The organism is Bradyrhizobium sp. GW821-FHT13H06 (assembly GCF_058803975.1).
Genome location: NZ_JBXAPN010000001.1, coordinates 346,863 through 372,990, shown reverse-complemented (window position 1 = coordinate 372,990; position 26,128 = coordinate 346,863). Strand labels below are relative to the sequence as shown.

General features: G+C 65.1%; 20 protein-coding genes and 1 tRNA gene. 10 read left to right on the top strand and 11 right to left on the bottom strand.

What is annotated here, in order from left to right; all coding sequences use genetic code 11:
• The first annotated feature begins 70 nt into the window (after positions 1–70).
• Positions 71–1,294, top strand: coding sequence for a GGDEF domain-containing protein (locus AC1RQP_RS01815; RefSeq protein ID WP_492935712.1), 1,224 nt, complete (start codon positions 71–73; stop codon positions 1,292–1,294).
• Between the two features lie 12 nt (positions 1,295–1,306).
• Here AC1RQP_RS01815 and AC1RQP_RS01810 read toward each other — a convergent pair whose 3' ends face one another.
• From AC1RQP_RS01810 to AC1RQP_RS01790, 5 genes are all read right to left on the bottom strand, one after another.
• Positions 1,307–1,549: a hypothetical protein gene (locus tag AC1RQP_RS01810; RefSeq protein WP_492935711.1), complete on the bottom strand. Its 243-nt coding sequence runs from the start codon at positions 1,547–1,549 to the stop codon at positions 1,307–1,309.
• 230 nt (positions 1,550–1,779) lie between these two features.
• Positions 1,780–2,904 carry an acyl-CoA desaturase gene (locus tag AC1RQP_RS01805; RefSeq protein ID WP_492936359.1) on the bottom strand — a complete coding sequence of 375 codons (1,125 nt, stop codon included), beginning with the start codon at positions 2,902–2,904 and terminating at the stop codon, positions 1,780–1,782.
• A gap of 187 nt (positions 2,905–3,091) precedes the next feature.
• Complete coding sequence (locus AC1RQP_RS01800) at positions 3,092–3,301, bottom strand: cold-shock protein (protein WP_492935710.1); 210 nt, start codon at positions 3,299–3,301, stop codon at positions 3,092–3,094.
• Between the two features lie 237 nt (positions 3,302–3,538).
• A complete protein-coding gene (gene mfd, locus AC1RQP_RS01795; protein WP_492935709.1) occupies positions 3,539–7,057 on the bottom strand; it encodes a transcription-repair coupling factor in 3,519 nt (1,172 codons plus the stop codon).
• Positions 7,054–7,344, bottom strand: a complete 291-nt coding sequence (locus AC1RQP_RS01790; protein ID WP_239623679.1) for an FAD assembly factor SdhE — start codon at positions 7,342–7,344, stop codon at positions 7,054–7,056. The genes mfd and AC1RQP_RS01790 overlap by 4 nt, the downstream gene beginning before the upstream one ends.
• Before the next feature lie 215 nt (positions 7,345–7,559).
• Between AC1RQP_RS01790 and recG the strand changes: the two genes are divergently transcribed.
• Positions 7,560–9,668, top strand: a complete 2,109-nt coding sequence (gene recG, locus AC1RQP_RS01785; RefSeq protein WP_492935708.1) for an ATP-dependent DNA helicase RecG — start codon at positions 7,560–7,562, stop codon at positions 9,666–9,668.
• On the opposite strand, the gene panE is transcribed toward recG, so the two are convergent.
• The 4 genes from panE to glmS all read right to left on the bottom strand — a co-directional run bounded on the left by panE (position 9,665) and on the right by glmS (position 14,459).
• Positions 9,665–10,594, bottom strand: a complete 930-nt coding sequence (gene panE / locus AC1RQP_RS01780) for a 2-dehydropantoate 2-reductase (RefSeq protein WP_492935707.1) — start codon at positions 10,592–10,594, stop codon at positions 9,665–9,667. The two genes, recG and panE, sit on opposite strands and share 4 nt — an antisense overlap.
• A 203-nt stretch (positions 10,595–10,797) precedes the next feature.
• The gene (locus AC1RQP_RS01775) at positions 10,798–11,667 is read right to left on the bottom strand and encodes an NAD(P)-dependent oxidoreductase (RefSeq protein WP_492935706.1); all 870 of its coding nucleotides are present in this window, start codon (positions 11,665–11,667) and stop codon (positions 10,798–10,800) included.
• A gap of 105 nt (positions 11,668–11,772) precedes the next feature.
• The gene (locus tag AC1RQP_RS01770; protein ID WP_239623682.1) at positions 11,773–12,543 is read right to left on the bottom strand and encodes a DUF502 domain-containing protein; all 771 of its coding nucleotides are present in this window, start codon (positions 12,541–12,543) and stop codon (positions 11,773–11,775) included.
• Between the two features lie 89 nt (positions 12,544–12,632).
• On the bottom strand, positions 12,633–14,459 hold the full coding sequence (gene glmS, locus AC1RQP_RS01765; RefSeq protein WP_492935705.1) for a glutamine--fructose-6-phosphate transaminase (isomerizing): 1,827 nt from the start codon (positions 14,457–14,459) through the stop codon (positions 12,633–12,635).
• Positions 14,460–14,679: 220 nt separating this feature from the next.
• On the opposite strand from glmS, the gene AC1RQP_RS01760 reads away from it, so the two are divergent.
• Positions 14,680–14,898, top strand: a complete 219-nt coding sequence (locus tag AC1RQP_RS01760; RefSeq protein WP_061881722.1) for a hypothetical protein — start codon at positions 14,680–14,682, stop codon at positions 14,896–14,898.
• A 6-nt stretch (positions 14,899–14,904) separates the two neighbouring features.
• Here the strand turns inward: AC1RQP_RS01760 and glmU are convergent, their stop codons facing one another.
• Positions 14,905–16,260, bottom strand: coding sequence for a bifunctional UDP-N-acetylglucosamine diphosphorylase/glucosamine-1-phosphate N-acetyltransferase GlmU (glmU, locus tag AC1RQP_RS01755; protein WP_492935704.1), 1,356 nt, complete (start codon positions 16,258–16,260; stop codon positions 14,905–14,907).
• Positions 16,261–16,436: 176 nt separating this feature from the next.
• Between glmU and AC1RQP_RS01750 the strand changes: the two genes are divergently transcribed.
• The 3 genes from AC1RQP_RS01750 to AC1RQP_RS01740 all read left to right on the top strand — a co-directional run bounded on the left by AC1RQP_RS01750 (position 16,437) and on the right by AC1RQP_RS01740 (position 18,867).
• Positions 16,437–17,816, top strand: coding sequence for a hypothetical protein (locus AC1RQP_RS01750; protein ID WP_492935703.1), 1,380 nt, complete (start codon positions 16,437–16,439; stop codon positions 17,814–17,816).
• 134 nt (positions 17,817–17,950) lie between these two features.
• Positions 17,951–18,391: an MgtC/SapB family protein gene (locus tag AC1RQP_RS01745; protein WP_028178747.1), complete on the top strand. Its 441-nt coding sequence runs from the start codon at positions 17,951–17,953 to the stop codon at positions 18,389–18,391.
• Between the two features lie 95 nt (positions 18,392–18,486).
• Complete coding sequence (locus AC1RQP_RS01740; RefSeq protein WP_028178746.1) at positions 18,487–18,867, top strand: hypothetical protein; 381 nt, start codon at positions 18,487–18,489, stop codon at positions 18,865–18,867.
• Here the strand turns inward: AC1RQP_RS01740 and AC1RQP_RS01735 are convergent.
• Positions 18,827–20,386 (bottom strand): glycoside hydrolase family 17 protein, encoded by a 1,560-nt coding sequence (locus AC1RQP_RS01735; protein WP_492935702.1) that lies wholly within the window; start codon positions 20,384–20,386, stop codon positions 18,827–18,829. The genes AC1RQP_RS01740 and AC1RQP_RS01735 overlap by 41 nt on opposite strands.
• A 330-nt stretch (positions 20,387–20,716) precedes the next feature.
• On the opposite strand from AC1RQP_RS01735, the gene AC1RQP_RS01730 reads away from it, so the two are divergent.
• The 4 genes from AC1RQP_RS01730 to AC1RQP_RS01715 all read left to right on the top strand — a co-directional run bounded on the left by AC1RQP_RS01730 (position 20,717) and on the right by AC1RQP_RS01715 (position 25,946).
• The gene (locus AC1RQP_RS01730) at positions 20,717–21,307 is read left to right on the top strand and encodes a hypothetical protein (protein WP_028182176.1); all 591 of its coding nucleotides are present in this window, start codon (positions 20,717–20,719) and stop codon (positions 21,305–21,307) included.
• Positions 21,308–21,519: 212 nt separating this feature from the next.
• Positions 21,520–24,186 carry a glycosyltransferase gene (locus AC1RQP_RS01725; protein WP_492935701.1) on the top strand — a complete coding sequence of 889 codons (2,667 nt, stop codon included), beginning with the start codon at positions 21,520–21,522 and terminating at the stop codon, positions 24,184–24,186.
• Positions 24,187–24,482: 296 nt separating this feature from the next.
• Positions 24,483–24,558 (top strand) — tRNA-Lys (locus AC1RQP_RS01720).
• 323 nt (positions 24,559–24,881) lie between these two features.
• Positions 24,882–25,946 carry an acyltransferase family protein gene (locus AC1RQP_RS01715; protein WP_239623689.1) on the top strand — a complete coding sequence of 355 codons (1,065 nt, stop codon included), beginning with the start codon at positions 24,882–24,884 and terminating at the stop codon, positions 25,944–25,946.
• Positions 25,947–26,128 lie beyond the last annotated feature (182 nt).

The window sequence follows — 26,128 nt, the reverse complement described above, 5'->3', positions numbered from 1 at the left end:
TTCCGTTGACGCTGCATTAAGGCGGCCGAACTAGGCTGCGCGGCATCTGTCGCGTGATCAGAGTTTGTCGATGTCCCAGGCGGGCCCGATCCTGTTTGTGTCCGATGCCGAGCGCCCCGCCTTCGTGGCCGCGCTGGACGAGGCCCGGCTCTTTCCCGTCGTCGACACCGATTGGGCCAGCGCGGCGCGCGCGGTCGACGAGGTGCAGCCGGCCGCGGTTCTCGCTGCGATGCATGCCGAACACGAGCCGCCTGTGACGGCGCTCGCAAAGAAGATCGCCGACCAATCGCCTTACGTTCCCTTCGTGACCCTGGATGCGGCGGGCAGGCTGCCGCACAACGCGCTGCCCTTCTCCTCGCACGGCGGCAAACCCGAGCGCCTGATCGCGCGGCTCCGTGCCGCGCTACGCGTGCGCACACTGCATGCAACGGTTCTGCGCCGGCTGCCGGAAGCGAAGCTCGCGCTGCCGGAGGGCGATCCCGCACGCGATGCCACCGTGCTCCTGATCGGTCGCGGCGCAGCCTATCCCGCGCTCTCCGTCGCGCTGGGTGAGCGCTTCGGCGTGGTCGGCGCGCTCTCGATCGAGGCCGCCGCCAAGCACCTCAACACCCGCGACCTCGACGGCGTCGTGCTCGCCGAAGGTTTCACCCCACGAGTGACCGATGCCTTCCTCACGGTGCTCGCGGAGGACACCCGCTTCCGCAGCCTGCCGGTGGTCCTCACCGCGCATCAGCTGACGCAGACTTATGATCTACCCAATCTCGAACTGATTGCCGGCGAGCCTGCGAAGGTCGCCGCCAATGCGCTGCCCTTGATCCGCCAGCACGCGATGGAAGCGCAGCTGAGCCGCACGCTGCGCTCGATCGATGCGGGCGGCTGGCTCGATCCGCGCAGCGGCCTGCTCACGGTCGAGGCCTTTGCCCGCGATTTTGCCAAGGCGGTCGAGCAGGCGCTCGCCCGCGGCGGCGGTCTTTCCGTCGCGCGCTTCGCTTTCGATCCCGGCAATTCCCGTGCCCAGCTCGATGCCGCACGGATTCTCAGCCGCCTGATGCGGCAGATGGATTTCGGTGCGGCGCAGAAGGACGGTTCAGTGATCGTCGTGTTCGCGGAGACCGACTTCCGCACGGCGCACATGATCGCCCGCCGCCTGTCGGCGGTGATGCGGCACACGTCCAATGGCAAGCACGAGATGCGCAGCGATCCCGTGGTCAGCGTGGATTCGCTGTCCCCGTCGGATACGGCGCGGTCGCTGCTGGCGCGACTATCGGCGGATGCGTCGCGGGCGGCATCCTGAAGCGCGATGTGATTACGTCGGCGGCATCACGAGCCTGATCTCGCCGTTCTCGACCTTTCCCAGCGCGAGAGCGTCGCGGGCCATCTTCTCGACGACCGGCCAATTCGCAAGAAGATATCGCTGCGCCTGCACCTTGGTCGGCAAGTTCGTCTGCAGGATGCAGTTCTGCCGCATATTCCCATCCGCGATTTGGAAGGCCACGGCTTGCGGGCCCTCGCTCAGCTCCTGTTCGGTAGGATCGGGAAACTTGCGCATGCAGCACCTGCTCCCGGTCAGCGAACCGCCGGAAGGACCTTGAACGCCTGATTGGAAACAGACGGGCCTTCGGCGCTCGTCGGCGCCTTCGCCTGGTTTCGGTCAGGGACGGGGCGCGTGTTGCGGACCGCTTCGGTCAGCATCTCGCGGAGTTCGGCCTTGGATCTGGGTGCTTGTCGCGGACTGGACTTCTGCCAATGTGTCATACCCCTATATGGGTATCACCCGGGCTAAACGCCACCCTCCGCTTTCGCCTGGGTCGACAGAGCGGGAGCCGCCAGGAGCAAGCCGACGGAATCGTTCAAGAGCTCGTAGGCACGGTCGACAATGTCGTCCAGCGATATGGTCTTGACGAACATGCGCTGGGCTTCAGCCAGCAGCTGGTCGCGCGTCGGCATACTGGACAGACGCTCGCCGGCACGCTGCTGCAACAGAGCGAGAGCATCACGGACCGACAATTCTGTCTCATGGATCGACGTCCGGATCGCGAGCGCGATGCGCTCGGAATCGAAACGGGCGGCGAGCTGTTCTGCCGCCTGCCTGACCACGCGTGATCCCAACCGTTGCTGATTACGCAGAACCTGAGCGGGAGGCATCTTCAGGTCCCGGACGATTCCGAACCAGGACAGGACCACCAGGACGTAATAGGTCAGATCGATCTCATACCAGTAGAATCCCTGACGGGCGCTGGCCTGATAGGCGTGGTGGTTGTTGTGCCACCCCTCACCCATCGTCAGCAGGGCCAGCAGCCAGTTGTTGCGGGAGTCGTCACCGGTCACATACCGCTTGCGTCCGTGAACATGCGCCAGCGAGTTGATGCAGAACGTGGCGTGATACAGCAGCACGGTGCTCCACAGGAAGCCGACCACGAGTCCGGACCAGCCGGCAAGGATAAAGCACAGACCCGCCAGCACAACTGCCGGCAGCAGTTCCAGCCTGTGCAGCCACATCAGTTCGGGATACGACGCGAGATCAGCCACTTTGACGAGGTCGGTCGCATCGTGCCGACGGTAGAAGATCCAGCCGACATGGCTGTAGAGAAAGCCCTTGTGCCGGGGCGAATGCACATCCTGCGCGGTGTCCGAGTGAAGGTGATGATGGCGGTGCTTGGCGGCCCACCACAGCACGCTCTTCTGGGCGCTGCTCTGGGCAAGGAAGGCAAGGACGAACTGGAACACCCGGCTTGTCGCGTAGGCCCGGTGCGAGAAGTACCGGTGATATCCGGCCGTGATCGCAAACATGCGCAGCCAATACAGCGCGATGCAAAGCCCGGCCGCCTGCCACGAAACACCCGACCAGATCGCCGCGACACATCCGATGTGGATCAACAAGAACGGCAGAACCTGCGGATACATGACGTCGTCATGTTCCTCATCTGACTCGATATTCGCAGACACGCTCGAACCTCAGCTGTTGCGGTGGGCGGACCACCGCGCATCAAGTGCAAAAAACCCGCGGCCGGTAAACCAGTCGCGGGTCGCAAGAACCTGAAGCTCTGCCAATACATCCATGGTCAAAGCGACAGGCGCCGGCTGCGGCAGCTTATGCGGCGCGCAGATTGTCCGCAGCAGACTTGCCGGTGCGGCGGTCTGCAACGACGTCGAAGGAAACCTTCTGACCCTCGTTGAGGGAGCTCATGCCGGCACGTTCAACCGCGCTGATATGAACGAAGACATCCTGGCCTCCCTCGTCCGGCTGAATGAAGCCGAAACCCTTTTGGCTGTTGAACCACTTCACAGTTCCCGTCGTCATGGGGAGCGTCCTTTGAGATAGATAAGTCTTTAGAGCCGCACAGAGGTGCGGTCAGCGAATTCGAGATCTGGAGGGAGGGTCATCAGTCAGGCGCGGAAATAGCGGCGAGGCCAAGTCGTTCGGCCGAAACTCGAAGATTTGAACATGGCTATTTATTGGTCATTCCGCAAGTGACGATATGTCGCCCCTTCGGGCGCAAGTGCGGTGCGCTGCGCCGCACTTGGCTGAAGTAGCCGCTTACGCCGCCTTCTTGCTCTCGGCGAGCTGCGCCAGTTGCCGCATGATCTCCGTCGTGCCGGCAAGGCGCTCTTCCGGGGTTTCCCAGTCCTGCAGGAACACAACCTTCATGTCGGGCCGCACCTTGGCGGCCTGGCCGTGGCTGCGGATGAAGGTCACGAGGCGGTCGGGATAGGCGAAGGAATTGTCGCGGAAGGCAATGACGGCCCCCTTCGGACCGGCATCGATCTTCTCGACATTGGCCCTGCGGCAGAACGCCTTGATCGCGGCGACCTTGAAGAGATAGCGGACCTCGTCCGGCAGCACGCCGAAGCGATCGCGCATCTCGGCGCCAAAGTTCTCGATCTCCTCCTCGGTGTCGAGATCGGCAAGGCGCCGGTACAGCGACAGCCGCACCGAGAGATCGCTGACATAGTCGTCCGGAATCAGCACGGGCATGCCGATGGTGATCTGTGGCGACCAGCGGTCGGCAGCGGGCTCGGAGACGCCGGCCTTGAGGTTGACGATCGCCTCCTCCAGCATCGATTGATAGAGCTCGAAGCCGACCTCCTTGATGTGGCCGGACTGCTCCTCGCCCAGGAGATTGCCGGCGCCGCGGATGTCGAGGTCGTGGGAAGCGAGCTGGAAGCCCGCGCCCAGCGTCTCCAGCGATTGCAGCACGGTGAGCCGGCGCTCGGCCTGCGCCGTGATCTTCTGCTGCGCCGGCAGCGTGAACAGCGCATAGGCCCGCAGCTTGGAGCGGCCGACGCGGCCACGGAGCTGGTAGAGCTGGGCCAGACCGAACATGTCGGCGCGATGCACGATCAGCGTGTTGGCGTTGGGGATGTCGAGGCCGGACTCGACGATCGTGGTCGACAGCAGGATGTCGAACTTGCCGTCATAGAACGCGGTCATGATGTCCTCGATCACGGCGGGCGGCATCTGGCCGTGCGCGACCGCAACCTTCATTTCCGGCACGTTCTTGTCGAGGAAGTCCTTGACCTCGGCGAGGTCGTCGATGCGCGGCACGACGTAGAAAGCCTGGCCGCCGCGATAGCGCTCGCGGAGCAGCGCCTCGCGGATCATCAAGGGATCATGCGGGGCGACGAAGGTGCGGACCGCCAGGCGATCGACCGGGGGCGAAGCGATGATCGAGAGTTCGCGCACGCCGGTCAGCGCCAGCTGCAGCGTGCGCGGGATCGGCGTCGCCGACAGCGTCAGCACATGGACCTCGGCGCGGAGCGCCTTCAGCCGCTCCTTGTGGCTGACGCCGAAATGCTGCTCCTCGTCGACGATGAGCAGGCCGAGATCGCGGAATTTGATCGCCTTGCCGAGCAGCGCATGGGTGCCGACGACGATGTCGACGGAGCCGTCCGCGAGCCCCTTCTTGACCTCGTTGAGCTGTTTCGTGGGGATCAGGCGCGAGGCCTGGGCCACATTGACCGGGAATCCCTTGAACCGCTCACTGAACGTCCGGTGGTGCTGGCGCGCGAGCAGCGTGGTCGGCACCACCACCGCAACCTGCTTGCCGTCGAGCGCGACCGCGAAGGCGGCGCGCAGCGCGACTTCCGTCTTGCCGAAGCCGACGTCGCCGCAGATCAGCCGGTCCATGGGGCGGCCCTTTTCGAGATCCTTCAGCGTGGATTCGATCGCCCCGAGCTGGTCCTCGGTCTCGTCATAGGGGAAGCGCGCGCAGAACTCGTCATAGAGGCCCTGCTGCACCGGCAGTTTCGGCGCCTCGTGCAGCATGCGCTCGGCAGCGATCTTGATCAGCTCGCCCGCGATCTCGCGGATGCGGTTCTTCAGCTTCGCCTTGCGGGTCTGCCAGCCCGCGCCGCCGAGACGGTCCAGCTCGACGTCGGTCTGGTCAGAGCCGTAGCGCGACAGCAGCTCGATGTTCTCGACGGGGAGAAACAGCTTGGTCTCGGCGGCGTAATGCAGCTCGAGGCAGTCATGCGGCGCGCCCGCGACGTCGAGCGTCTGCAGGCCGATGAAGCGGCCGATGCCGTGATCGACATGCACGACGATGTCGCCGGCATTGAGGCTCGTCACCTCCGAGATGAAATTGTCGAGCTTGCGGCTGGCCTTGCGCGGCCGCACCAGGCGGTCGCCGAGGATATCCTGCTCGCTGATGAGCGCGATCTCGTCGGTCTCGAAGCCGCTTTCGAGGCCGAGCACGGCGAGCATGGTCTCGTTGCGCGGGGTCGCCTGCACCGTGCGCCAGCTGTTGACGCTGGTGGTGTGGGTCAGCTTGTGATCGCGCAGCATCGAAGTCATGCGGTCGCGCGAGCCTTCGGTCCACAGCGCGATCACGACCTTCTTGCGCTGGGCTTGCAAGGCCATCACGTGCGCGACGACGGATTCGAACACGTTGACGGCGGTGTCGTTGCGCTCCGGGGCGAAGTCGCGGCCCTTGCGCGCGCCAGCGTCGACGACGCTCGTGCCGTCGGTCGGTACCGAGAACGACGTCAGCCGCGCCAATGGAATGTCGCCGAGGCGCTTGCCCCATTCCTCGTCGGTCAGATAGAGCCGATCGGGCGGCAGCGGCTTGTAGATGGCGCCGCCGCCGGGATGCTCCATCGCCTCGCGCCGGGCCTCGTAATAGTCGAGGATCTGCTTGAAGCGTTCGCGCACGGCGTCTTCGGCCTGCGGCTCGATCGCGACGGCTGCCCCTTGCAGATAATCGAACAGCGTATCCATCCGGTCCTGGAACAGCGGCAGCCAGTGCTCCATGCCGGGATGGCGACGGCCTTCGCTGACGGCCTCGTACAGCGCATCGTCCCGCTCGGGCGCGCCGAACTCGGCGACATAGCCCATGCGGAAACGACGGATGGTGTCGGTGACGAGCTGGAACTCGGACACCGGCACGAGGTCGAGCGAACGCATGTCGAGCAGCGTGCGCTGGGTCTCGGCGTCGAAGGACCGGATCGATTCCAGGCTGTCGCCGAAGAAGTCGAACCGCACGGGCTGCTCGAGGCCGGCCGGAAACAGATCGAGGATGCCGCCGCGCACGGCGTATTCGCCGGGCTCGCGCACGGTCGAGGAGCGGTTGTAGCCGTTGTGCTCGAGCCAGGCGACGATGGTGTCCATCGGCACGACATTGCCGGGGGCGACCGACAGCGCCTGCGCCGCAACCAGCTCGCGCGCGGGCACGCGCTGCACGACGGCGTTCACGGTCGTCAGCACGATCAGCGGCTTGTCGCTGCCGGTCAGCGAAGCCAGCCGCGCCAGCGTGGTCAGGCGCTGCGCGAGAATGCCGCCATGCGGCGAGACGCGGTCATAGGGCTGGCAATCCCAGGCCGGAAAGGTCAGCACCGGAAGATCGGGCGCGAAGAAGCGCAGCGCCCGCTCGAGCTGCTGCATGCGCCCGCCATCGCGGCAGACCACGGCGAGGCTCACGGCCGGCTTCTTCGGCCGCGCCGCGATCGCGCGGGCGAGATCGGAGACGACGAGGCCTTCCGCGCCCTCGGCGACGTTGGCAAGCGTCAGCGCGCGGCCGGGCGTCAGCAGCTCGGCCGGCGATTTCATCCCCTGCTTCATACGTTGCCGTCCGCGACCGGAAACGCCTTGATGCGGGCAAACAGCGCGCCGGTGACCTCGGCCGGCAGCACCTTGTCGCCGGTGATGGCGGCATAGAGATCGGGATCGTTGACCTCGAGCAGGCGCTCGAGCTCGCCGAGCTCGGCGTCGGACAGATTGCCGATCTCGGCATCCGCGAAGCGGCCGAGGATCAGGTCCATCTCGCGCGTGCCGCGGTGCCAGCAGCGGAACAGAAGCCGCTTGCGGCGGTCGTCCAGCCCGCTGCTCGATCGTGTCGTTCCCGTCATGTCTCAAATCCAGTCAAACGCAGAAAGCCCGGACGTGCCGGGCCGGGGTGATATAGCCATTCGAGCCGCCCGTGTCAGCCCTTTGTTGCGACAAGTCGCTCATCCCGTCCGTCATGGCCGGGCTCGTCCGGCCATCCACGTGGGGCTGCAAAAAAGACGTGGATGCCCGGCATAAAGCCGGGCATGACGGCCAGGAACAATCTTAGATTCCACTGATGCGCCCCAGCCTGCTCAATCCGCTGTTTGCTCCCGTGACCAGTCTGCCCGGCGTCGGTCCGAAGCAGGACAAGCTGTTGCAGTACCTGCTCAGCCGCAGCGAGACGCCGCGGCTGGTCGACCTGCTGCTGCATCTGCCGAGCCAGGTCATCGACCGCCGGGCCCGGCCGAAGATCCGCGATGCGGCCGTCGGAACCATGGTGACGCTGGAGGTCACCGTCGATCGCCACCGCCCGCCCCCGCCGCGCAATGCGCGCGCGCCGTATCTCGTCTACGCCAGCGACGACACCGGCGATGTCGTGCTCACGTTCTTCCGCGCCAAGCCGGGCTATGTCGAAAAACTGCTGCCGGTCGGCGAGAAGCGTTACGTCTCCGGTACGCTCCAGATGTACGACGGCATCCCGCAGATCGTGCATCCGGACCGCGTGCTCGACGAGGAGGCGATCTCGAAACTGTCGGGCATCGATCCGGTCTATCCGCTGACCGAAGGCCTCGCGCTCGGCTCGCTCCGCCGCGCGATCGCGCAGGCGCTGCAGAAGCTACCCGCCTTGCCGGAATGGATCAGCCCCGAGGTGCTGCGACGCTGCCACTTCCCGCCGATCGCGGAAGCGCTTAATCGCGTGCACCAGCCGGTCGAGCTGACCGACATATTGCCGGACCAGCCGTTCTGGTCGCGCCTCGCCTTCGACGAGTTGCTCGCCGGCCAGCTCGCGCTGGCGCTGATCCGCGCACAGCTGCGCCGTCCCGCCGGCGTCCGCAATGCCGGCGACGGACAGCTGCGCAACAAGATCATCGACGCCCTTCCTTACGCGCTCACGCCATCCCAGCGCAGCGCTGCGGCCGCCATCGCCGAGGATCTGAAGCAGCCCGTCCGCATGCTGCGGCTGCTCCAGGGCGACGTTGGCTCGGGCAAAACGGTCGTAGCGCTGCTCGCAGCCGCCGCCGTCGCCGAGGTCGGCAAGCAGGCCGCGCTGATGGCGCCGACGGAAATTCTGGCGCGTCAGCACATCAAGACCATCGCCCCGCTGGCCGAGCGCGCCGGCATGCGCGTCGCCATCCTCACCGGCCGGGAAAAGGGCAAGGAGCGGCGCGAGATCATCGCCCGGCTCGCCGCAGGCGAGATTGATCTGCTCGTCGGCACCCATGCGCTGATCCAGGACGATGTGATCTTCCATGATCTCGCGCTCGCCGTCGTCGACGAGCAGCACCGCTTTGGCGTGCGCGAACGGCTTGCGCTGACGTCCAAGGGCGAAGCCGTCGACGTGCTGGTGCTGAGCGCGACGCCGATCCCGCGCACGCTGGTGCTGACCTATTTCGGCGACATGGACATCTCCGAGCTGCGCGAAAAGCCCGCCGGCCGCCAGCCGATCGACACCCGCGCCGTCGCCATGAGCCGGCTGGGTGAGGTGATGGACGGTGTCGGCCGCGCGCTCGAAACCGGCAAGCTGGTCTACTGGATCTGCCCCCTGGTCGAGGAATCCGAAGCCGAGGGCACCGAGCACCTGACCAATGCGACCAAGCGTTTCGAGAGCCTGCAAAAACGCTTCGGCGAGCGTGTCGGCCTCGTCCACGGCCAGATGAAGGGCACCGAGAAGGATCGCGTCATGGGCCAGTTCGCCGCCCACGAGATCGGACTTCTTGTCGCGACCACCGTGGTCGAGGTCGGCGTCGACGTGCCCGCCGCGACCATCATGGTGATCGAGAACGCCGAGCGCTTTGGCCTTGCCCAGCTTCACCAGCTGCGCGGGCGCATCGGCCGCGGCTCGGAAGCCTCGACCTGCATTCTGCTCTATGGTGAGCCGCTCGGCGAGATGTCGAAGGCACGGCTGAAGGTGATCCGCGAGACCACCGACGGCTTCCGTATCGCCGAGGAAGACCTGAAGCTGCGCGGCGAAGGCGACGTGCTCGGCGTACGCCAGAGCGGCCTGCCCGGCTACCGCATCGCGCGTTCGGAGGTCCATGGCCAGCTCATCACCCAGGCCCGTGACGAGGCGCTGCGGATCCTGAAGGACGATCCGAAGCTCAAGGGCGAGCGCGGCGAGGCGCTGCGGTGCCTGTTGTACCTCTATGAACGAGACGAAGCGATCCCGCTGATCGGGGCGGGTTAGCCTGCCGCCCTTCGCCGCCCGACTTCGTAAGCCGCCACATGCGCCCGCGCCAGATCCAGCACCGGCGTGTCGATGCCGAGCGCACGGGCGCGATGGGCCATGTCGCCCAGGATGTGCTCGGACTCGGTGACCGAGCCGCGCTCGATGTCGCGCAGCATCGAGGCCTTGAGCGGCGAATCCAGGGTGGTGAACAATTTTCGGTCAAACTCGATGAACGGCGCGCGTGGCTCAAAGCCTGAAGCCGTCGCGACGGCGCAGCATTCCGCAAACAGGCGGAAAATCGACTGCTCACCGTCGGGCACGGCCAGGATGTCGCCGATGCTCGCGCGCATCAGGCAGGTGATGCCGGCGAGCGTCGAGAGCTGGACGAATTTCTCCCACATGTCCTGCATGATGGCTTCACTGGCGCGCACGTCGATGCCGGGGACCTGGAGCAGCGTCTCCAGTGCGAGCGCGCGTTCGCTCAGTGCCCCCTCGATCTCGCCGAAGACGATCGTCTGATTGGCCATGAACTGAACGACACGGCCGTCTGCATCGAGACCGGCACTGACATTGGCAAGTCCGCCGAGGACGCATCTCGCGCCGAACCTGGCGGTGAGAGCGTCGATGTGCTTCAACCCGTTCAGGATCGGCAAAATCATCGTGTGGGGGCCGACGGCCGGCGCAAACTGGCTCATCGCGTCGTCGAGCGAGTAGGCCTTCACGCCGACGAGCACGACGTCGAAGGCCTCCGTGAGATCGCCGGCCAGAAGGATCTTCGGCTGCACCACGAAGTCGCCGTGCGGGCTCACGACACTTAGTCCGTCTCGGCGCAATTGCTCCGCCCGCGTCCCGCGCACCAGGAAGGTCACGTCGCGGCCTGCTCGAACCAGGCAAGCTCCATAATAGCCGCCGAGCGCGCCAGCGCCGATCACCAGCACTCTCATTCGAACTCCCGTCTCAGAAGAACCGCAAATACAATAGCAGGTGTGCTCCGCACCGTCTCCTCCCCGTCATTGCGAGCGCAGCGAAGCAATCCAGAGTCCCTCCGCGGAAAGATTCTGGATTGCTTCGCTGCGCTCGCAATGACGGGGAGGATAGAGACCCGCACACCGCAACCGCAAACCTTGCGGGAGCGTACGTGGGCACGTCAGGTCTTCTTCCGCGCGTTCCCCGCGGCAAATGCCTTCATCAGCTCCGCATCCACCGCCTCGCCCTTCGCATCTCCTGCAAGATGTTCGAACCAGCGGGCAAAGCCCTCATAGATCTGGCTCGCGGGATGATCGGGCCCGAGAAATCCGGAAATCTCCCGCATCTCCGCAACCCAGCGATAGGCCTTCGGAATCATATCCGGCAGCGCCACTTCGAGTCGTGCCAGGATCGCCGGCTGGCTGAGCGCGAGCTCGTCGCGCAGCGCATCGGCCGCGCCCGCCTTCGTTGCCGCGATCACCATGGCCGAGCCGATCCCGGCGAGGCCCTTGACGATGCCGGCATAAGACATCTTCAGCGCCGACGCCGCGCCGACCGGGCCTGCGACGATCCGCACGTCGAGGCCGAGGTCCTTCAGCACCGCGACCTCCTGGGCGTGCTCGCCGGACATGTAGAAGGCCGGGCTCTTGCCGCCGGGCTGCGGCGGAAATCCGATGATGCCGGCGTCGACGAACGGCGCCTGCGCCGAGCCGATGATCTCCTCGATCCTTTGCACCGTATCGACATTGACCGCGTTGCAATCGACGACAACAGGCTTCTTTGCGCGCCGGACGATCAACGACGCCAGGCGTTCGGCCAGCGCGACAGCTTCGCCCGGCGGCACGATCGAGAGGATGATGTCGGCCTCAGCGATCGCCTCGTCCTCGGCGCCGACCATGCCGGCGTCCATGGCCCGCTTCAAGGTCGCCTCGCTCCGTCCCTTCAGCGACGTCAGCACGCGCGCTCCGTTCTCGCTGAGACGCTGGGCCACGGCGCTGCCCATGGCACCGGGGGCGAGGATCGCAATGGTCTTTGACGTCATTTCGGGCATCTTGCACTCCAGATCGAATTCCGGGCGGTGGGCTCGGGTTCAACCAGAGAATAGCAGAGGACGAGAACGCCTGCGTGAACGCGGCCATCCCGCGGGGGAATGGCCCTACTCCGCCTTCGCAGGTTCGGGCTGGAGCTTGGAGGCATTGGCGATACGCGCGGCATTCGCCACGCCGGCAAGCGCCGCCGCCTTCTTCGGATCTGGGGCCGAGCCCGGCTGCACCACGCCGGCCGACATGATCAGCGTCGCGGCATCCTCGGCGGTGAGATCGACCTCGATGATCTTGCTCTTCGGGACATAGAAGAAGAAGCCGGTGGTCGGGTTCGGCGAGCACGGCAGGAACACCGAGACGTGCTCCTCCTGACCCGGCAGACTGCGCGCGATGTCCTCGTTCGGCGATTGCGAGATCAGCACGATCGACCACATGCCCGGCGAGGGAAACTCGACGAGGCCGACTTTGCGGAAGCTCGAGCCCTTGCCCGAGAACAGCGTCTCGAACACCTGCTTCAGGCCGCGATAGATGGCGCGCACCGCCGGGATCCGGCCGAGCAAGGTCTCGCCCACATCGACCAGCGTCCGGCCGATCAGATTGGCCGCCAGGAAGCCGACCAGCGTCAGCGTGAAGAATGCGACGACCAGTCCCCAGCCGGGAATGACGTAGGGCAAATAGGTTTCAGGCCGGTAGGCCAGCGGCACGAAGGGCCGCACCACGCCGTCGACCCAGGTGACGAACCACCAGACCAGATACAGCGTGATCGCGATCGGCCCGGTCACCACGAGCCCGGTCAGGAAATAATTGCGGAAGCGGCCCATCAGGCCGGTATGAGGTTCCGGGACGGGATCAAGAGGCGCAGGCGCGTCGTCGCGGGGGGTCATTCGGGTTCCAGGTCGGTCGCTAGCAACAAGCTAGGGTCTTCTAGCAGGTTTTGGAAGACCACGAAGCGACCGACCGATGTCCGTTTTGCCTATTCCACGGTCACCGATTTGGCGAGGTTGCGCGGCTGGTCGACGTCGGTGCCCATGACGACAGCCGTGTGATAGGCCAGCAGCTGCACGGGGACGGCGTAGACCATCGGCGTGAAAGCCGCCGCCATGTCGGGCATGACGATGGTGACGAGTGACTCGACCGTCGCCTCCGCGGCGCCCTTGGCGTCGGTCATCAGGATGATGTTGCCGCCGCGCGCGGCGACCTCCTGCATGTTGGAGACGGTCTTTTCGAACACCCGGTCGTGGGGCGCAATGACGACGACCGGCATGGTCTCGTCGATCAGCGCGATCGGCCCGTGCTTGAGCTCGCCGGCGGCATAGCCTTCGGCGTGGATGTAGGAGATCTCCTTCAACTTCAGCGCGCCTTCGAGCGCCAGCGGGAAGCTGGTGCCGCGGCCGAGATAGAGTACGTCGCGCGACTTGGCGATCCGGTGCGCGAGCTTTTCGATCTGGGGCTCGATGGTGAGCGCGTCTGCCATCAGGCGCGGGACCTCGACGAGGCCATGGACCAGCCTGGTCTCGTCCGCGTCGGACAATTCGCCTCTCGCCTTGCCGGCCGCGATCGCAAGGTTTGCCAGCACCATGAGCTGGCAGGTGAAAGCCTTGGTCGACGCGACGCCGATCTCCGGTCCCGCCAGCGTTTGCAGCACGGTCTCGCTCTCGCGCGCGATCGTGGAGGTCGGCACGTTGACGACGGCGACCGTGTGCACGCCTTGCGCCTTGGCATAGCGCAGAGCGGCCAGGGTGTCGGCGGTCTCGCCGGACTGCGAGATGAAGATGGCGAGATCGCCCTTGCGCAAGGGCGCCTCGCGGTAGCGGAATTCGGAGGCGACATCGACCTCGACCGGCACGCGCGCAAAGCGCTCGAACCAGTACTTCGCGACGAAGCCGGCATAGCTCGCGGTGCCGCACGCCGTGATGTTGATGCGCTGGATGGTCTTGAAGTCGAACGGGAGCTTGACCGGCAGCGCGACGCGCTCGGTCGCCATGTCGACGTAGCGCGCCAGCGTGTGGCCGACCACTTCCGGCTGCTCGTGGATCTCCTTTGCCATGAAGTGGCGGTAATTGGCCTTGTCGACCAGCGAGGTCGAGGCGGCGTGCCTGATCTTGTCGCGCTGGACGGTATAGCCGTCCTTGTCGAAGATCGTCGCGCTCTTGCGGGTCAGCACCACCCAGTCGCCGTCTTCGAGATAGCTGATCGTGTCGGTGAACGGGCCGAGCGCGATGGCGTCGGAGCCGAGATACATCTCGCCGTCGCCGTAGCCGATCGCCAGCGGCGGTCCGTTGCGGGCCCCGATCATGAGGTCGTTGTCGCCGGCGAAGATGAAACCGAGCGCGAAGGCGCCGCGCAGCCGCGCCAGCGTCAGCTTGACGGCTTCGACCGGCTTGTTGCCGCGTGCGAGCAAATCATCGACGAGATGCAGCACGATCTCGGTGTCGGTCTCGGTGTGGAACACCGTGCCGTTCTTCTCGAGCTCCTCGCGCAGCTCGCGGAAATTCTCGATGATGCCGTTGTGAACGACTGCGACGCGCTCGGTCGCGTGCGGATGGGCATTGTTGACGGTCGGCTTGCCGTGGGTGGCCCAGCGCGTGTGGCCGATCCCGGTGGTGCCCTTCAGAGGCTCGGCTTCGAGCCGCTTCTCCAGGTTCTTGAGCTTGCCCTCGGCGCGGCGGCGCTCCAGGTGCTTGCCTTCGAGCGTGGCGACGCCCGCAGAATCATAGCCGCGATATTCAAGACGTTTGAGCGAATCCACCAATTGCTCTGCAACCGGCTCGCGCCCGAGAATGCCGACAATTCCGCACATGCGGATCACTATCCCCCAAATCGTCGAAAAATCGCCTAAACGACGCGCTCAGTTTTTAGCGAAATTCCCGACGAACCAGATACTCAATAATTATTGCCGATTGAGACAGGACCGGGCGCCCTGCACTTCGCCTGCGTCGAATTGGCCGGCGTTAAACCGCGCGCATTAACTTGTTGTCAACTGGTTTAGCCAACGATTTCCATCCAGGAGATCCAAGATCATGAAGGGCTCGTCCGACCGCAAAGGCCTGTCATCGATGTCCGTCCGCGCCAGCGAGACCACGGGCACTCGCCTTGCGCATTGGCCGCCGCCCATGCGCGGCAAGGAAAGCAAGCCCGTCTTCGTCAAGCATGCCGAAGGCGAGCCGGTGAAGCGCGCCAAGCCGCGCGGCTGGCGCCTGACCCGCGCCATCTTCTCCGAATTCGCCGACGACGAATAGCGCCGCTTACTTCTCCGGCTTCTTGCCGCCCGTCTTCAGCTCGCGATAGCGCGCCGCGCCGCCTTCCCTGATGATCTGCTGGCTGCGCTCCAATGCCATGGCGTCGTCGGGTACATCCTTGGTAATCACCGAGCCGGAGCCGATATAGGCGCCATGGCCGATTGTCACGGGAGCGACCAGCGAAGAGTTGGTGCCGACGAACGCGCCCTGCCCGATCACCGTCTTGTGCTTCTTGAAGCCGTCGTAGTTGCAGGTGATGGTGCCGGCGCCGATGTTGGAGTTTGCGCCAATGGTAGCATCGCCGATGTAGGAGAGATGGTTGACCTTGACGCCGGCCTCCAGCGTCGCCGCCTTGGTCTCCACGAAATTGCCGATGCGCGCGCCGTCGCCGAGCGAGGTGCCGGGACGAAGCCGCGCATAGGGGCCGATCGAGACGTTCTTGCCGAGCGTGGTCTGCACGATGTGCGAGAAGGAATGGATCACGGTGCCGTCCGCGATCGACACGCCGGGGCCGATCACCACGAACGGCTCGATGGTCACGTCCTTGCCGAACACCGTGTCCGCGGAGAGATAAACTGTCTCCGGCGCGATCAGTGTGACGCCGGCCTCCATCGCCGCCTTGCGCAAGCGCGCCTGGATCACGCCTTCCGCTTCGGCGAGCTGCGCCTTGGTGTTGATGCCGCGCACCTCGTCCTCGCTGGTCTCGATCACAACGGACTCCCATCCCTTTTCGCGGACGATCTCGACTGCGTCCGTCAGATAATATTCGCTTTTGGAGTTCGCATTGCCGATTTGCCCGAGGATGTCGAGCGCGCGGCGGCCGTCGATCGCCATCACGCCGGCGTTGCACAGATCGATCTTGCGCTCATCCGCACTGGCGTCGGCCTGTTCGCGGATCGCGACCAGGCGGTCGCCCTCGACGATGAAGCGGCCGTAGCCGGTCGGATCGGCGGCGCGAAAGCCGAGCGCGGCGATCGCGGCGCCGCTGGCGAGCGGCGCGCGCAGCCGCGCAAAGGTCTCGGCCGAGATCAGCGGCGTGTCGCCGAAGGCGATGAGCAGATCATCCACGCCGCGCGCAATCGCCTCGCGCGCCGCCAGCACCGCGTGCGCGGTGCCAAGGCGTTCGTTCTGCACGAAGGTGAGCACGTCGGGGCGGATGCGCTTCGCCTCATCCGCGACCGCCTGGTGATCGGGGCCGATCACGACCGCGAGCGAGGTGCCGGCTCCCTTCGGTGCGGCGGCGAGCACGTGGGCGAGCAGTGTCTGGGAAGCTACGGGATGCAGCACCTTCGGCAGGCTCGATCGCATGCGCGTGCCTTCACCGGCGGCGAGCACGATCGTGAGGCTGGAACGGGCGGTCATCGAAATCCTGTCAGATATAGCCGAATCAATTGGCGCGACGGGCAGCGAGCGCCCTCGGAAGGATATCGCCTTGCTACCCCCGCAAACGCCCGGAATTCAAGTGCGAGGCGCTTTTCCTGTTAATGTTCCCTGATTGATTCGGGGAAGCCCGGACCGGGGCTGGGCACTTAACGTACATGGCAAAGGATTCCGACCGACTGGCGGATGCCTTCGGCACCAAGGAGACCGGCGGGCTGTTCTCCGGACTTTTGGCGGAGGAAAGCGCGTTCGACCGTCGCATGATGTGGCGGTTGGGCTCGTGGGGCGTAGCGGCCGTGGGCGCGGTCGTGATCGCGGTGATGGCCAACCAGGCCCAGTTCGGCTGGCGGCGCGACCAGGCAGCCGCCGCCGATTTCGCGCGCCAGGCCGACCGGCTCCAGATGCTGACCAAGGAGAGCCAGAACGAGGCCCGCCGCCTCGCCGCCGCCATCGAGACGCTGAACACCGATCGCGACCGGCTCTATTCGCGCGTCACCGTGCTGGAGCAAGGGCTCGATTCCGTCACCGGCGCCATTGCGAAGCAGGCCGCCACGCCGCAGCAGGGCGCGAAACCGCAGGAGCCAGCGCCCGCAGCTCCCAGCGTCGCGCCGGTCGCCTCGACCCCAGCTCCGGCGAACGACAAGCCGCGCACGGAAGCCGCCAAGGATTCTCAGAAGGACGCTCCGAAGGAACCGCTCAAGGAGCCGCCGAGCCCACCGCCGCAGACCGCCGCCGCCTCGCTCGTGCAACAGACGCCGGCAATGAACTCGGCGCTGCCGGCCATTCCGCTGGTGCCGTCCAAGCCGCTCATGGCGCCGCCGGATCCGTCCGCATCGAAACTGATTCAACCCGAGGCAGCCGAGAAGAAAGCCGAGCCGGCGCCCGCCTCGGCCGAGGTCGTCGCGGCAGCGATAAAGCCACCGGAAGCAGCCGAGAACGAATCTCCTGCGATCGCGATTCAGCAGACGCGTTTTGCGATCGATCTCGGCGGCGCCAACTCGATCGACGGCCTGCGCGCGCTCTGGCGCGGCCTGACCAAGTCCCATCCGGAGATCGCGGCGCTGCGGCCGATCATCATGATCAAGGAAGGCACCACCGGCCTCGGCATGCAGCTCCGCTTGGGGGCCGGCCCGCTGGTCAACGCCGCCGTCGCCGCAAAATTCTGCGCGAGCCTCGCCGAGAACGACCGTCACTGCGAGACCACCGTGTTCGATGGTCAGCGCCTGTCGATGCGTGGCGGCCAGGAAAAGGGACAAGAGAAGGGCCAGGAAAAGGCCCAGGAAAAAGCGCAAGAGAAAACCCAGGACAGGGTTCAAGAGAAGAGCCCGGAGAAGAATCAGGACGCGGTGCCGCAAGCCGAAGCTGCGCCGGCCGCAAAGCCCGAGAAGCCGCAGCGCCGCCGCAGCTATTCCTCGAAGCGATCCAAGCGCGAGGAGCCCGCGCCCGCTCCCGCGGCGCAGCCTGCGCCGGCGCCGGCGAAACCGGAGGCAGCATCGACGTCTGCGGGATCGACGCTGTCGTCTTTCTTCAGGCGCTAACGCCTCCCTCCCGGACGGAGGCTGCGGGCATGCGACCAACGGACGCTTGGACCTGAGCCGCGCTTCGCAGCAAGTTCGCGATCACGTCCGACGAGCTCCGAGCGTCGCCCCTCCTGAAACGCGCGTGGGTTTTCATGAACGAGCTGGATGATGTCCTGAGGCTTCTCGTCGCGGCCGGAACTGGGCTGCTGATCGGCATCGACCGCGACATGAACGACAAGCCGGTGGGAATGCGAACCCTGGCGCTGGTGGCTCTCGGCTCCGCGCTGGTTTCGATCTCCGTGATCGAGTTCCAGAACCTGCGCGACCACCCGGATGCGATCTCCAGGGTCATTCAGGGCGTCGTTGCCGGCGTGTTGACCGGTGTCGGCTTCATCGGGGCAGGTGTCATCCTGCACGACGCCAAGGCAAAGACAGTTCACGGCCTCACCACGGCCGCAACGGTCTGGATCGCGGCCGGCCTCGGCATTGCCTGCGCGTTGGGAGCCTGGCTGCTCGTCGGAGCAGCCATCGCGGTGACGTTGCTCGTGCTATTCGTGCTGGGCTGGGTCGAGCGCCGGCTGGGGCTGAAGTAATCCCGGCGTCGGCAGGACACGTCCGCCCATATCGGATCGACAGAAACGTCGCCTGCCCTGTTGCCTGACCGCGCCATCCCGACCATATTGCGCCCATGACAAAGAAGCCCTTTCGCCTCACGCCCTACCAGGTGCAGTTCCTGATCGTCGTCGGCTTCGTCTCCGTCGGCTATGCCAGTTACTTGCGCTATCTCGGCATCGAGCTCTCGACGGTCGCGCTTGCCTGCGACGCCGGCCTGCAGACCGCGATCTGCAAGGCGCGTTCGGTTGCGACCGTCCTGTTCAAGAATTCGGTGTTCGGCATCGTCGCACTGGTGGTGGCGACGCTGAACCTGATGCGGCCGTCGATCGTGCTGCTCACCGTCGGCATCGTCGCCGCCGGCCTCGGCATCGTGCTCTACAACGTCGTGCTGTCCGGCCTTGCGATCGGCCTGTTCATTCTTGGGTTTGCTCGGCCCGCGCCCGCCACAGCGTGAGGGCGAACAACAGATAAATCGCGCAGGTCCACAGCGACTGCCAATTGTCGCGGCCTTCGTTGACCAGCACATAGGCGGCCGAAAGCGTCAGCACGCCCGCGAACACCGCTTCGGCGATCGGACGCTGGCCGATCTGCGGCCGGTTCAGCATCAGCAGCGCAAACGGCACCACCGCCATCGTCAGCGCGGCGTAGGGAAAATCCTTGTAGCGCGGGTCGAACACGAAGCCGAGCGCGGTCTGCGCCGCGATCACGGCCGTGACCGCCAGCGTCAGGCCGAGCACCGCGGTGAGCTTCGACCATTTCCGCCCCTCGCGCGGGCCGAGCAGATCGAGGAAGGTCGGAAGGCTGCGGCCGATCACCATCGCCTGCGCGCAGAAGATCGGCGACAGGATGCCGGCGAGCAGCAGCGCGCCCCACAGCAGCCAGCCGCCGATGCCGTAGCTCTCGTAGTACATCTTGTCGATGCCGATACCGAGCAGGCTGCCCGCCGTCGTCGCGGAGATGCCGACGCCGAGCCAGGCCGAGAAGCGCGGCGTCCATGGCCGCCGGCGCAGCGTGATGAACGCGACGGCGAACACCAGCACGCTGAGGCCCATGCCCGCGCCCATGTACCATTTCCAGTACGGGAAATTGCTGATCGGCTGGCCCGGCGGATATTTCAGGTTTCGCCGCACCGAATCATACAGGCCCCAATAGCCGCCGACGGTGCCTTCCAGCTTGCGCTTCCAGGGCTGGTCGTAGGACTCGATCAGATTGACGCGAAACTTGTTCGCTTTGGCAAGGCCGAGGATTTCCGAGACCACGCGGGCCTGATTGGTCCGTGACGGCAGCGCGGCGTCGCGCATGCGCCCCTCGCTCGGCCAGCCGGTCTCGCCGATCAGGATCTCCTTGCCGGGGAACGCCACCACCATGCGCTCGCGGATCGTCTCGACATGGGCGGAGGCGAACTTCGCCTTGACCGGGAAATCCTCCCAATACGGCAGGATGTGGATCGTGACGAAGTCGACCGCGTCGGAGACCTCGCGGTTCTTCAGCCAGTACTCCCAGACGTCGGCATAGGTGACGGGCACGCTGACCTGCGTCTTCACCAGGCGGATGATGGAGACGAGATCCGCCGTCGTCATCTCGCCGCGCAGCAGCACCTCGTTGCCGACGATGAGCGTGGTGATGATGTCGGGGAATTGCTTGGCGAGGCGGATGGCGAGCCCGGCCTGCTCGTAGTTCTTGGTGCGGTTGCTGGAGAGCCAGATGCCCTGCAGCACTTTCAGCCCGCCGACCCTGGCGGCGATCGCCGGGACCTGGTCGAGCCCGTTCTCCATCGAATAGGTGCGGACGCAGTCGGTGATCTCTTTGAGCTGGCGCAGATCCTGCTCGATCTGCTCGGCCTCGATATGGGTCCACGCCTCCAGCGGCGTCTGCTCGCCGCGGAACGGCGCGTAGGAGACGCATTGGACCTTGTCGGCAGGGTCGATCGGGGCGCGCGCGAGCGTGATCGGCGTGGCAAGCCACCACCACACGGCAGCGATCGCACCCAATGAAACGAGCAGAAGCGCCAGTGGCGTACGAAGAGAAATCGGTTCCGTCCTCCGCGAAGGGTCCGTCGATTACCTGCTCGCACGCCTTCTGCCAAGGGGTAACAGGCGACCGACCCGCTCCTCACCCTGCGGAATTTGGCTGCGGCTGTTCGGCCTTGGGCTAGTATCGTGACTTTGCTGGACAAAATTCGAAATACAGGTCATGGGATTCGACGGGAATTTTCCGCCGCATTGGAGACCCATTTGGACGCCATCAGCTAGCGCGTCCGCGAGGTCTCGGCGCGGACGGTCAGCGGATATATTGGGGAATTCATGCGGCAACGGGTGTTCGAGTTACGAAATGCGGTCCTGCGGCAGTTCGCCGCCACCTTGGCCGTCTCCTCCTTGCTCGTTCTGATCGGTGTCGGCGGCGCCTCCGCCCAGAGCGGCACGCCGGCCCCCGACCAGGGCAAGGCGGCTGCCCAGCCCGCCGACGCCGCCAAGGACGCAGCCCAGAATCAGCGCCGCACCGACGAGTTCGCGGAAGCGGCCCAGGTCATCAACGGCCCGGCCGGCAACCCCGAATGCGTCTGGCTCGGCCGGCGCGTGGTGCGGCTGATGTGGCGGGACGACCTCGATACCGCGTTCCGCCATCTCGACCTCTACGACCGCTTCGGCTGTCCCGGCGGCCACATCCAGGCCGCGTTCCGCTGCCTGACCCGGTTCGGCGGCCAGATCGATCCGAAGGTGGCCGAGACCCTGGACAGCCGCGTGCACGCGTGCTGGATCAACCCGAACGCCCAGCCGCAGCAGGCGGCCGCGGCCTCCCCGCCGGCGGCGCCGGCCGCAGGCAACTCCCCGGCACCGCAGCCGGCGGCGAGCCCCTCGCCTGCGGCAAGCCCGTCCCCGGCCCCCTCGAAATAGCCGCGATCGTTTCAGCTGCCGTTCAGGAACGATCGGCGATAGAGACGGTTGGCACTGCCACGCATCCCAAAAGGCATGCCCTCATAAGGACATGAGGCCATGACAGTTGTGAAACCGCGCGGCAGAGGTATGCTCCCTTTGCCGCGGACTCGGTCGGATCTCGGGGTCGGATCCGCTTCCCTGCCACCTCAGCCCCTTTTGGTTTAGCCGCGATGCGCGTAGTCGCCGCCGTTCTGTTGCTCGTGTCTGCGCTCCATGCAGGAGTCTGGGGGGTCTTGCGCGACAAGGAACCCGCGCCTGACTTCAAGGGCCTCCTGCCCAGCGTTTCCTACGCCCCGTTCGAAGGCTCGGCCCATCCCGACATCGACAACATTCCGACGGTCGAGAAAATCCGCGCCGACCTGAAGACGCTGTCGACGATGACGCGCGCGATCCGCCTCTATTCGTCCACGGGCGGCGTGGAACTGGTGCCGCCGATCGCGGCCGAGTTCGGCCTCAAGGTCACCGTCGGCGCCTGGATCGACAAGGACAAGGATCGCAACGAGCGCGAGATCAAGGCCGCCATCGAGCTCGCCCGCAAGAACAGCAACGTCGTCGGCGTCGTCGTCGGCAACGAGGTGATCTACCGCGGCGAGCAGAAGGTCGAAGACCTCATCGACATGATCAAGAAGGTGAAGGGCGCGGTCCGCGTGCCCGTCACCACCGGCGAGATCTGGAACATCTGGCGCGACAATCCCGACCTTGCCTCCAACGTCGATTTCATCGCCGCCCACGTGCTGCCCTATTGGGAAAACTTCCGCTCGGACCAGGCGGTCGACCAGGCCGTCGACCGCTACAACCTGCTGCGCAACCTGTTCCCCGGCAAGCGCATCGTGATCGCCGAGTTCGGCTGGCCGAGCCAGGGCTACAATCTGCGCAACGCCGATCCGGGCCCGTTCCAGCAGGCGCTGATCCTGCGCGACTTCGTCACCCGTGCCGAGGCCATCGGCATGGAATACAACATCGTCGAAGCCATCGATCAGCCCTGGAAGTTCTTCGAAGGCGGCGTCGGTCCGTACTGGGGCATCCTCAACGCCAGCCGCGAGCCGAAATTCGCCTGGACCGGCCCGGTGGAGAATCCCGACTATTGGAAGCTGATGGGCATCGCGCTGCTGGTCGGCGTCCTGCTGTCACTGCCGATCCTGCGGATCCAGAAAGCAACCGCGAAGCAGGCCTTCCTGCTCTCGGCGACCGCCAACGGCGTCGGCGCCTGGGCCGCGACCGTGTTCGCCTTCTGGAACAGCCACTACTTCATCTTCGGCTCGGCCTTCGCGCTGACGCTCGGCATGATCCTCCTTGTTCCTCTTGTTCTCATTGCGATGGCGCGCATCGACGAGATCGCCGCGGTCGCCTTCGGCCGGCCGCCGCAGCGGCTTCTCGCCAGGAGCAAGCCCGTCGAGAACGCGCCGGAGAGCTATTATCCGAAGGTCTCGATCCATATCCCCGCGTACTTCGAGCCCGTCGACATGCTCAAGCAGACGCTGGATGCGCTGTCGCGGCTGAACTATCCGAACTACGAATGCGTGGTCATCATCAACAACACGCCGGATCCAGCCTTCTGGCAGCCGATCCAGGACCATTGCCGCGCGCTTGGTGAACGCTTCAAGTTCATCAACGCCGAGAAGGTGCAGGGCTTCAAGGCCGGCGCGCTGCGCATCGCGATGGACCGCACCGCCGCCGATGCCGAGATCATCGGCATCCTCGATGCCGACTATGTCGTCGAGCCCGACTGGCTCAAGGACCTCGTGCCGGCCTTCGCCGATCCGCGCGTCGGCCTCGTGCAGGCGCCGCAGGAGCATCGCGACGGCGACCTGTCGATCATGCACTACATCATGAACGGCGAATATGCCGGCTTCTTCGACATCGGCATGGTCCAGCGCAACGAGGCCAACGCCATCATCGTGCACGGCACGATGTGCCTGATCCGCCGCGCCGCGATGGACATGGCCGGCGGATGGTCGTCCGACACGATCTGCGAGGATAGCGATCTCGGCCTTGCGATCCAGGAGCTCGGCTGGGTCACGCACTACACCAACACCCGCTATGGCGCAGGCCTGTTGCCCGACACCTACGAGGCCTTCAAGAAGCAGCGGCACCGCTGGGCCTATGGCGGCCTCCAGATCGTCAAGAAGCACTGGCGCCGCTTCCTGCCCGGTGCGAGCCGGCTCACGCCCGACCAGAAGCGCGAATATGGCCTGGGCTGGCTGAACTGGCTGGGCGCAGAAAGCCTCGGCGTGGTCGTGGCGCTGCTCAACCTCATCTGGGTGCCGATCGTCGCCTTCGCCGACATCGCCATTCCCGACAAGATCCTGACGCTGCCGATCATCGGTGCCTTCGTCGTCTCGCTGGCGCACTTCCTGTCGATGTACCGCGCCCGCGTCGCGATCAAGCCGGGCCAGATGCTGGGCGCGATGATCGCGGCGATGAGCGTGCAGTGGACGGTGTCGCGCGCGGTGGCGCAGGGCCTGATCACCGAGCACATCGCGTTCGCCCGCACCTCCAAGGGCGGCCTCAGCAGGATGTCGATCGAGTTCCAGGCGTTCTGGGAAGCCGTGATCGGCGCCCTGCTCTTGATCGGCGCCGGCGTGCTGGTCGCCTCCAACAGCTTCCGGCAGATCACCGAGATCTACATCTTCGCCGGCGTGCTGGTGCTGCAGAGCCTGCCGTTCCTCGCCGCCGTCGCCATCGCCATCCTCGAGCTCAGTCGGATCAACTCCTTCCAGTTCTGGCGGGACAGCGCGATCCGCACCGCCGAGCTGATCGGCCTGCGCCCGGTCGCCCTGCCCCCGGTCGGCGCGCCGCAAGCCGTGCCGAGCGAGGTGCGGCGGGAGACGAACTGACGGGCGGGAGGCCATCCTCGCTGTTCGGCGTGGATGGCGGCCCGCCAATCAGGTTGAGATTCCCGACCTAAGCGGCGGACAGCACGGGCGAATCCCGGCTCCTGTCGCGATCTTCGGCAGCCACCCGCACTATTGACCTCCGCAGCCACTGCCCCTACACAGCGCGGGCCGAGAGCATGATCCGGAAACAGCCGGTTTTTCCCCGCGACGCAAGCTTAAGAAGCGCAGCGGCAAGACATGCTTCTCGAATGTCCGAGCACGATGGCGATCTCTTTCGAAGCCATCAGCGGCCATGGGAGCGCGTAGCTCAGCCGGTAGAGCACGTGACTTTTAATCACGGGGTCCTGGGTTCGAGCCCCAGCGCGCTCACCAACCAAATCAATAGCTTAGGAAGAAGTGCCGGATTTTAGTTTTGTGCGCGGGGCGCGCAGGGGCAATGACTGAAACTACCTGGCTCGACATTTTCACGCGCTATGTCATTCCGCCGCTTCTCGGCGGTGCTGGAGGCCTCGTCTGCATTTGCGGCCGGTGAGTACAGAGAAGCGCCGCAAGAGACTTGAGACACGACGCGAACTTGTCGCCGATGGCGAACCCACAAAATCCATCCCCTTCCGGGGGCGCATTCGCGCGCGTTGTGCTATGTGGGCCCCATGGGGATGACTTTCAGCCTAGACAGATCAAAGAACGATACATCCGTGACACTCGACTTGCTGCGCGCCGTTGCCGCTCAGATGGTCTGTGTGGGACACGCGTATGTCTTCTTCATTGGCGATTGGCCGAATCGTCTCCCGTACATTCAAAACACCGGCGTTCTCCTGTTCTTCCTGCTCTCGGGATTTCTGATTACTCACACACTCGTTTCACGGTCGGCAAAACCGAGTTATGGATTTCTGCAATTCTTCATTGACCGCTTCGCCAGGATCTATTCGGGGCTCATCCCGGCCTTGCTGTTCGTCGTCGTCGTTGACGGTTTCGTGCTTTATCTGACCGCCGAGCCGACGATTGCGCGCTACTACACATTGAAGACCTTCATCGCCAATCTGTTCATGCTGGAGGGCTACCGCGGCGTGTATCCCGACACGCTGCAATGGTCGGCATTCGGGTCAGCCAGCCCGCTTTGGACACTGGCGATCGAGTGGCATATCTATATGTTCGCCGGGTCCGTGTTCTTCATGTGCCGGAATCTGAGAACAATCCCACTCCTGGCACCCGTGGCATTGTTCTTTGGTCAAACCCCGCTTCACTTCCTGTTCGGCGCCTTCCAAAGCGACGGCGTCGGCCGTGGCCTGTTCTCGCTCTGGCTTGCCGGCTCCGCAATCTATGTCCTGGCAAGATTGCCTTATCGCCTCCCTGCGACAGCCATCTTGGCTCTCGTGAGTACCGTTGTTTTTATCGCAATCACACCCGCCGGCGGAGAATACAGCTTCGTTGGGTATCCATTATTGACAGCGGTCGTGTTCGGCATCGTCGAAGCGACGCAACGGAGCCACCGGATCACTTCGGAGAAGGTGCAGCGAGCGATCTGTTTTTTCGCCGACTATTCTTTTTCGCTATACCTGATTCATCACACAATCATGGTTGGCATTTGGCTGCTGTTCCCAAATCGTGGGGCGCTTGTGTTCCTCCTCGCGGTGACGCTCTCCAATGTGGTCGCCATTGGCCTCGCCTCCATCGGTGAGAACAGGCACAAGGTAATTGCCCGCTTTCTCACCGGGAAGTTTTGCCTTCAGTCGCGGCATGCCGCACATCCAGCTTCTTGATCAGCCCGTAGGATGGGTTGAGCTCTTGCGAAACCCATCACCCGTTGCGATCAGCGCCGCTGCGATCCGCGATCGATTATCGGAGCAATCCTCGAAGGACCGCGGAGTCGCCGACCGAATTGCCGGCGATGGGTTTCGCAAGGGCTCAACCCATCCTACGCACTGACAGTGCACTTGATGCA

Bases quoted from the DNA above. Each gene is read 5' to 3' on its own strand.
- AC1RQP_RS01815 (WP_492935712.1), top strand. From the start codon at position 71: ATGTCCCAGGCGGGCCCGATCCTGTTTGTGTCCGATGCCGAGCGCCCC.
- AC1RQP_RS01810 (WP_492935711.1), bottom strand. From the start codon at position 1,549: ATGCGCAAGTTTCCCGATCCTACCGAACAGGAGCTGAGCGAGGGCCCG.
- AC1RQP_RS01805 (WP_492936359.1), bottom strand. From the start codon at position 2,904: ATGTATCCGCAGGTTCTGCCGTTCTTGTTGATCCACATCGGATGTGTC.
- AC1RQP_RS01800 (WP_492935710.1), bottom strand. From the start codon at position 3,301: ATGACGACGGGAACTGTGAAGTGGTTCAACAGCCAAAAGGGTTTCGGC.
- mfd (WP_492935709.1), bottom strand. From the start codon at position 7,057: ATGAAGCAGGGGATGAAATCGCCGGCCGAGCTGCTGACGCCCGGCCGC.
- AC1RQP_RS01790 (WP_239623679.1), bottom strand. From the start codon at position 7,344: ATGACGGGAACGACACGATCGAGCAGCGGGCTGGACGACCGCCGCAAG.
- recG (WP_492935708.1), top strand. From the start codon at position 7,560: ATGCGCCCCAGCCTGCTCAATCCGCTGTTTGCTCCCGTGACCAGTCTG.
- panE (WP_492935707.1), bottom strand. From the start codon at position 10,594: ATGAGAGTGCTGGTGATCGGCGCTGGCGCGCTCGGCGGCTATTATGGA.
- AC1RQP_RS01775 (WP_492935706.1), bottom strand. From the start codon at position 11,667: ATGCCCGAAATGACGTCAAAGACCATTGCGATCCTCGCCCCCGGTGCC.
- AC1RQP_RS01770 (WP_239623682.1), bottom strand. From the start codon at position 12,543: ATGACCCCCCGCGACGACGCGCCTGCGCCTCTTGATCCCGTCCCGGAA.
- glmS (WP_492935705.1), bottom strand. From the start codon at position 14,459: ATGTGCGGAATTGTCGGCATTCTCGGGCGCGAGCCGGTTGCAGAGCAA.
- AC1RQP_RS01760 (WP_061881722.1), top strand. From the start codon at position 14,680: ATGAAGGGCTCGTCCGACCGCAAAGGCCTGTCATCGATGTCCGTCCGC.
- glmU (WP_492935704.1), bottom strand. From the start codon at position 16,260: ATGACCGCCCGTTCCAGCCTCACGATCGTGCTCGCCGCCGGTGAAGGC.
- AC1RQP_RS01750 (WP_492935703.1), top strand. From the start codon at position 16,437: ATGGCAAAGGATTCCGACCGACTGGCGGATGCCTTCGGCACCAAGGAG.
- AC1RQP_RS01745 (WP_028178747.1), top strand. From the start codon at position 17,951: ATGAACGAGCTGGATGATGTCCTGAGGCTTCTCGTCGCGGCCGGAACT.
- AC1RQP_RS01740 (WP_028178746.1), top strand. From the start codon at position 18,487: ATGACAAAGAAGCCCTTTCGCCTCACGCCCTACCAGGTGCAGTTCCTG.
- AC1RQP_RS01730 (WP_028182176.1), top strand. From the start codon at position 20,717: ATGCGGCAACGGGTGTTCGAGTTACGAAATGCGGTCCTGCGGCAGTTC.
- AC1RQP_RS01725 (WP_492935701.1), top strand. From the start codon at position 21,520: ATGCGCGTAGTCGCCGCCGTTCTGTTGCTCGTGTCTGCGCTCCATGCA.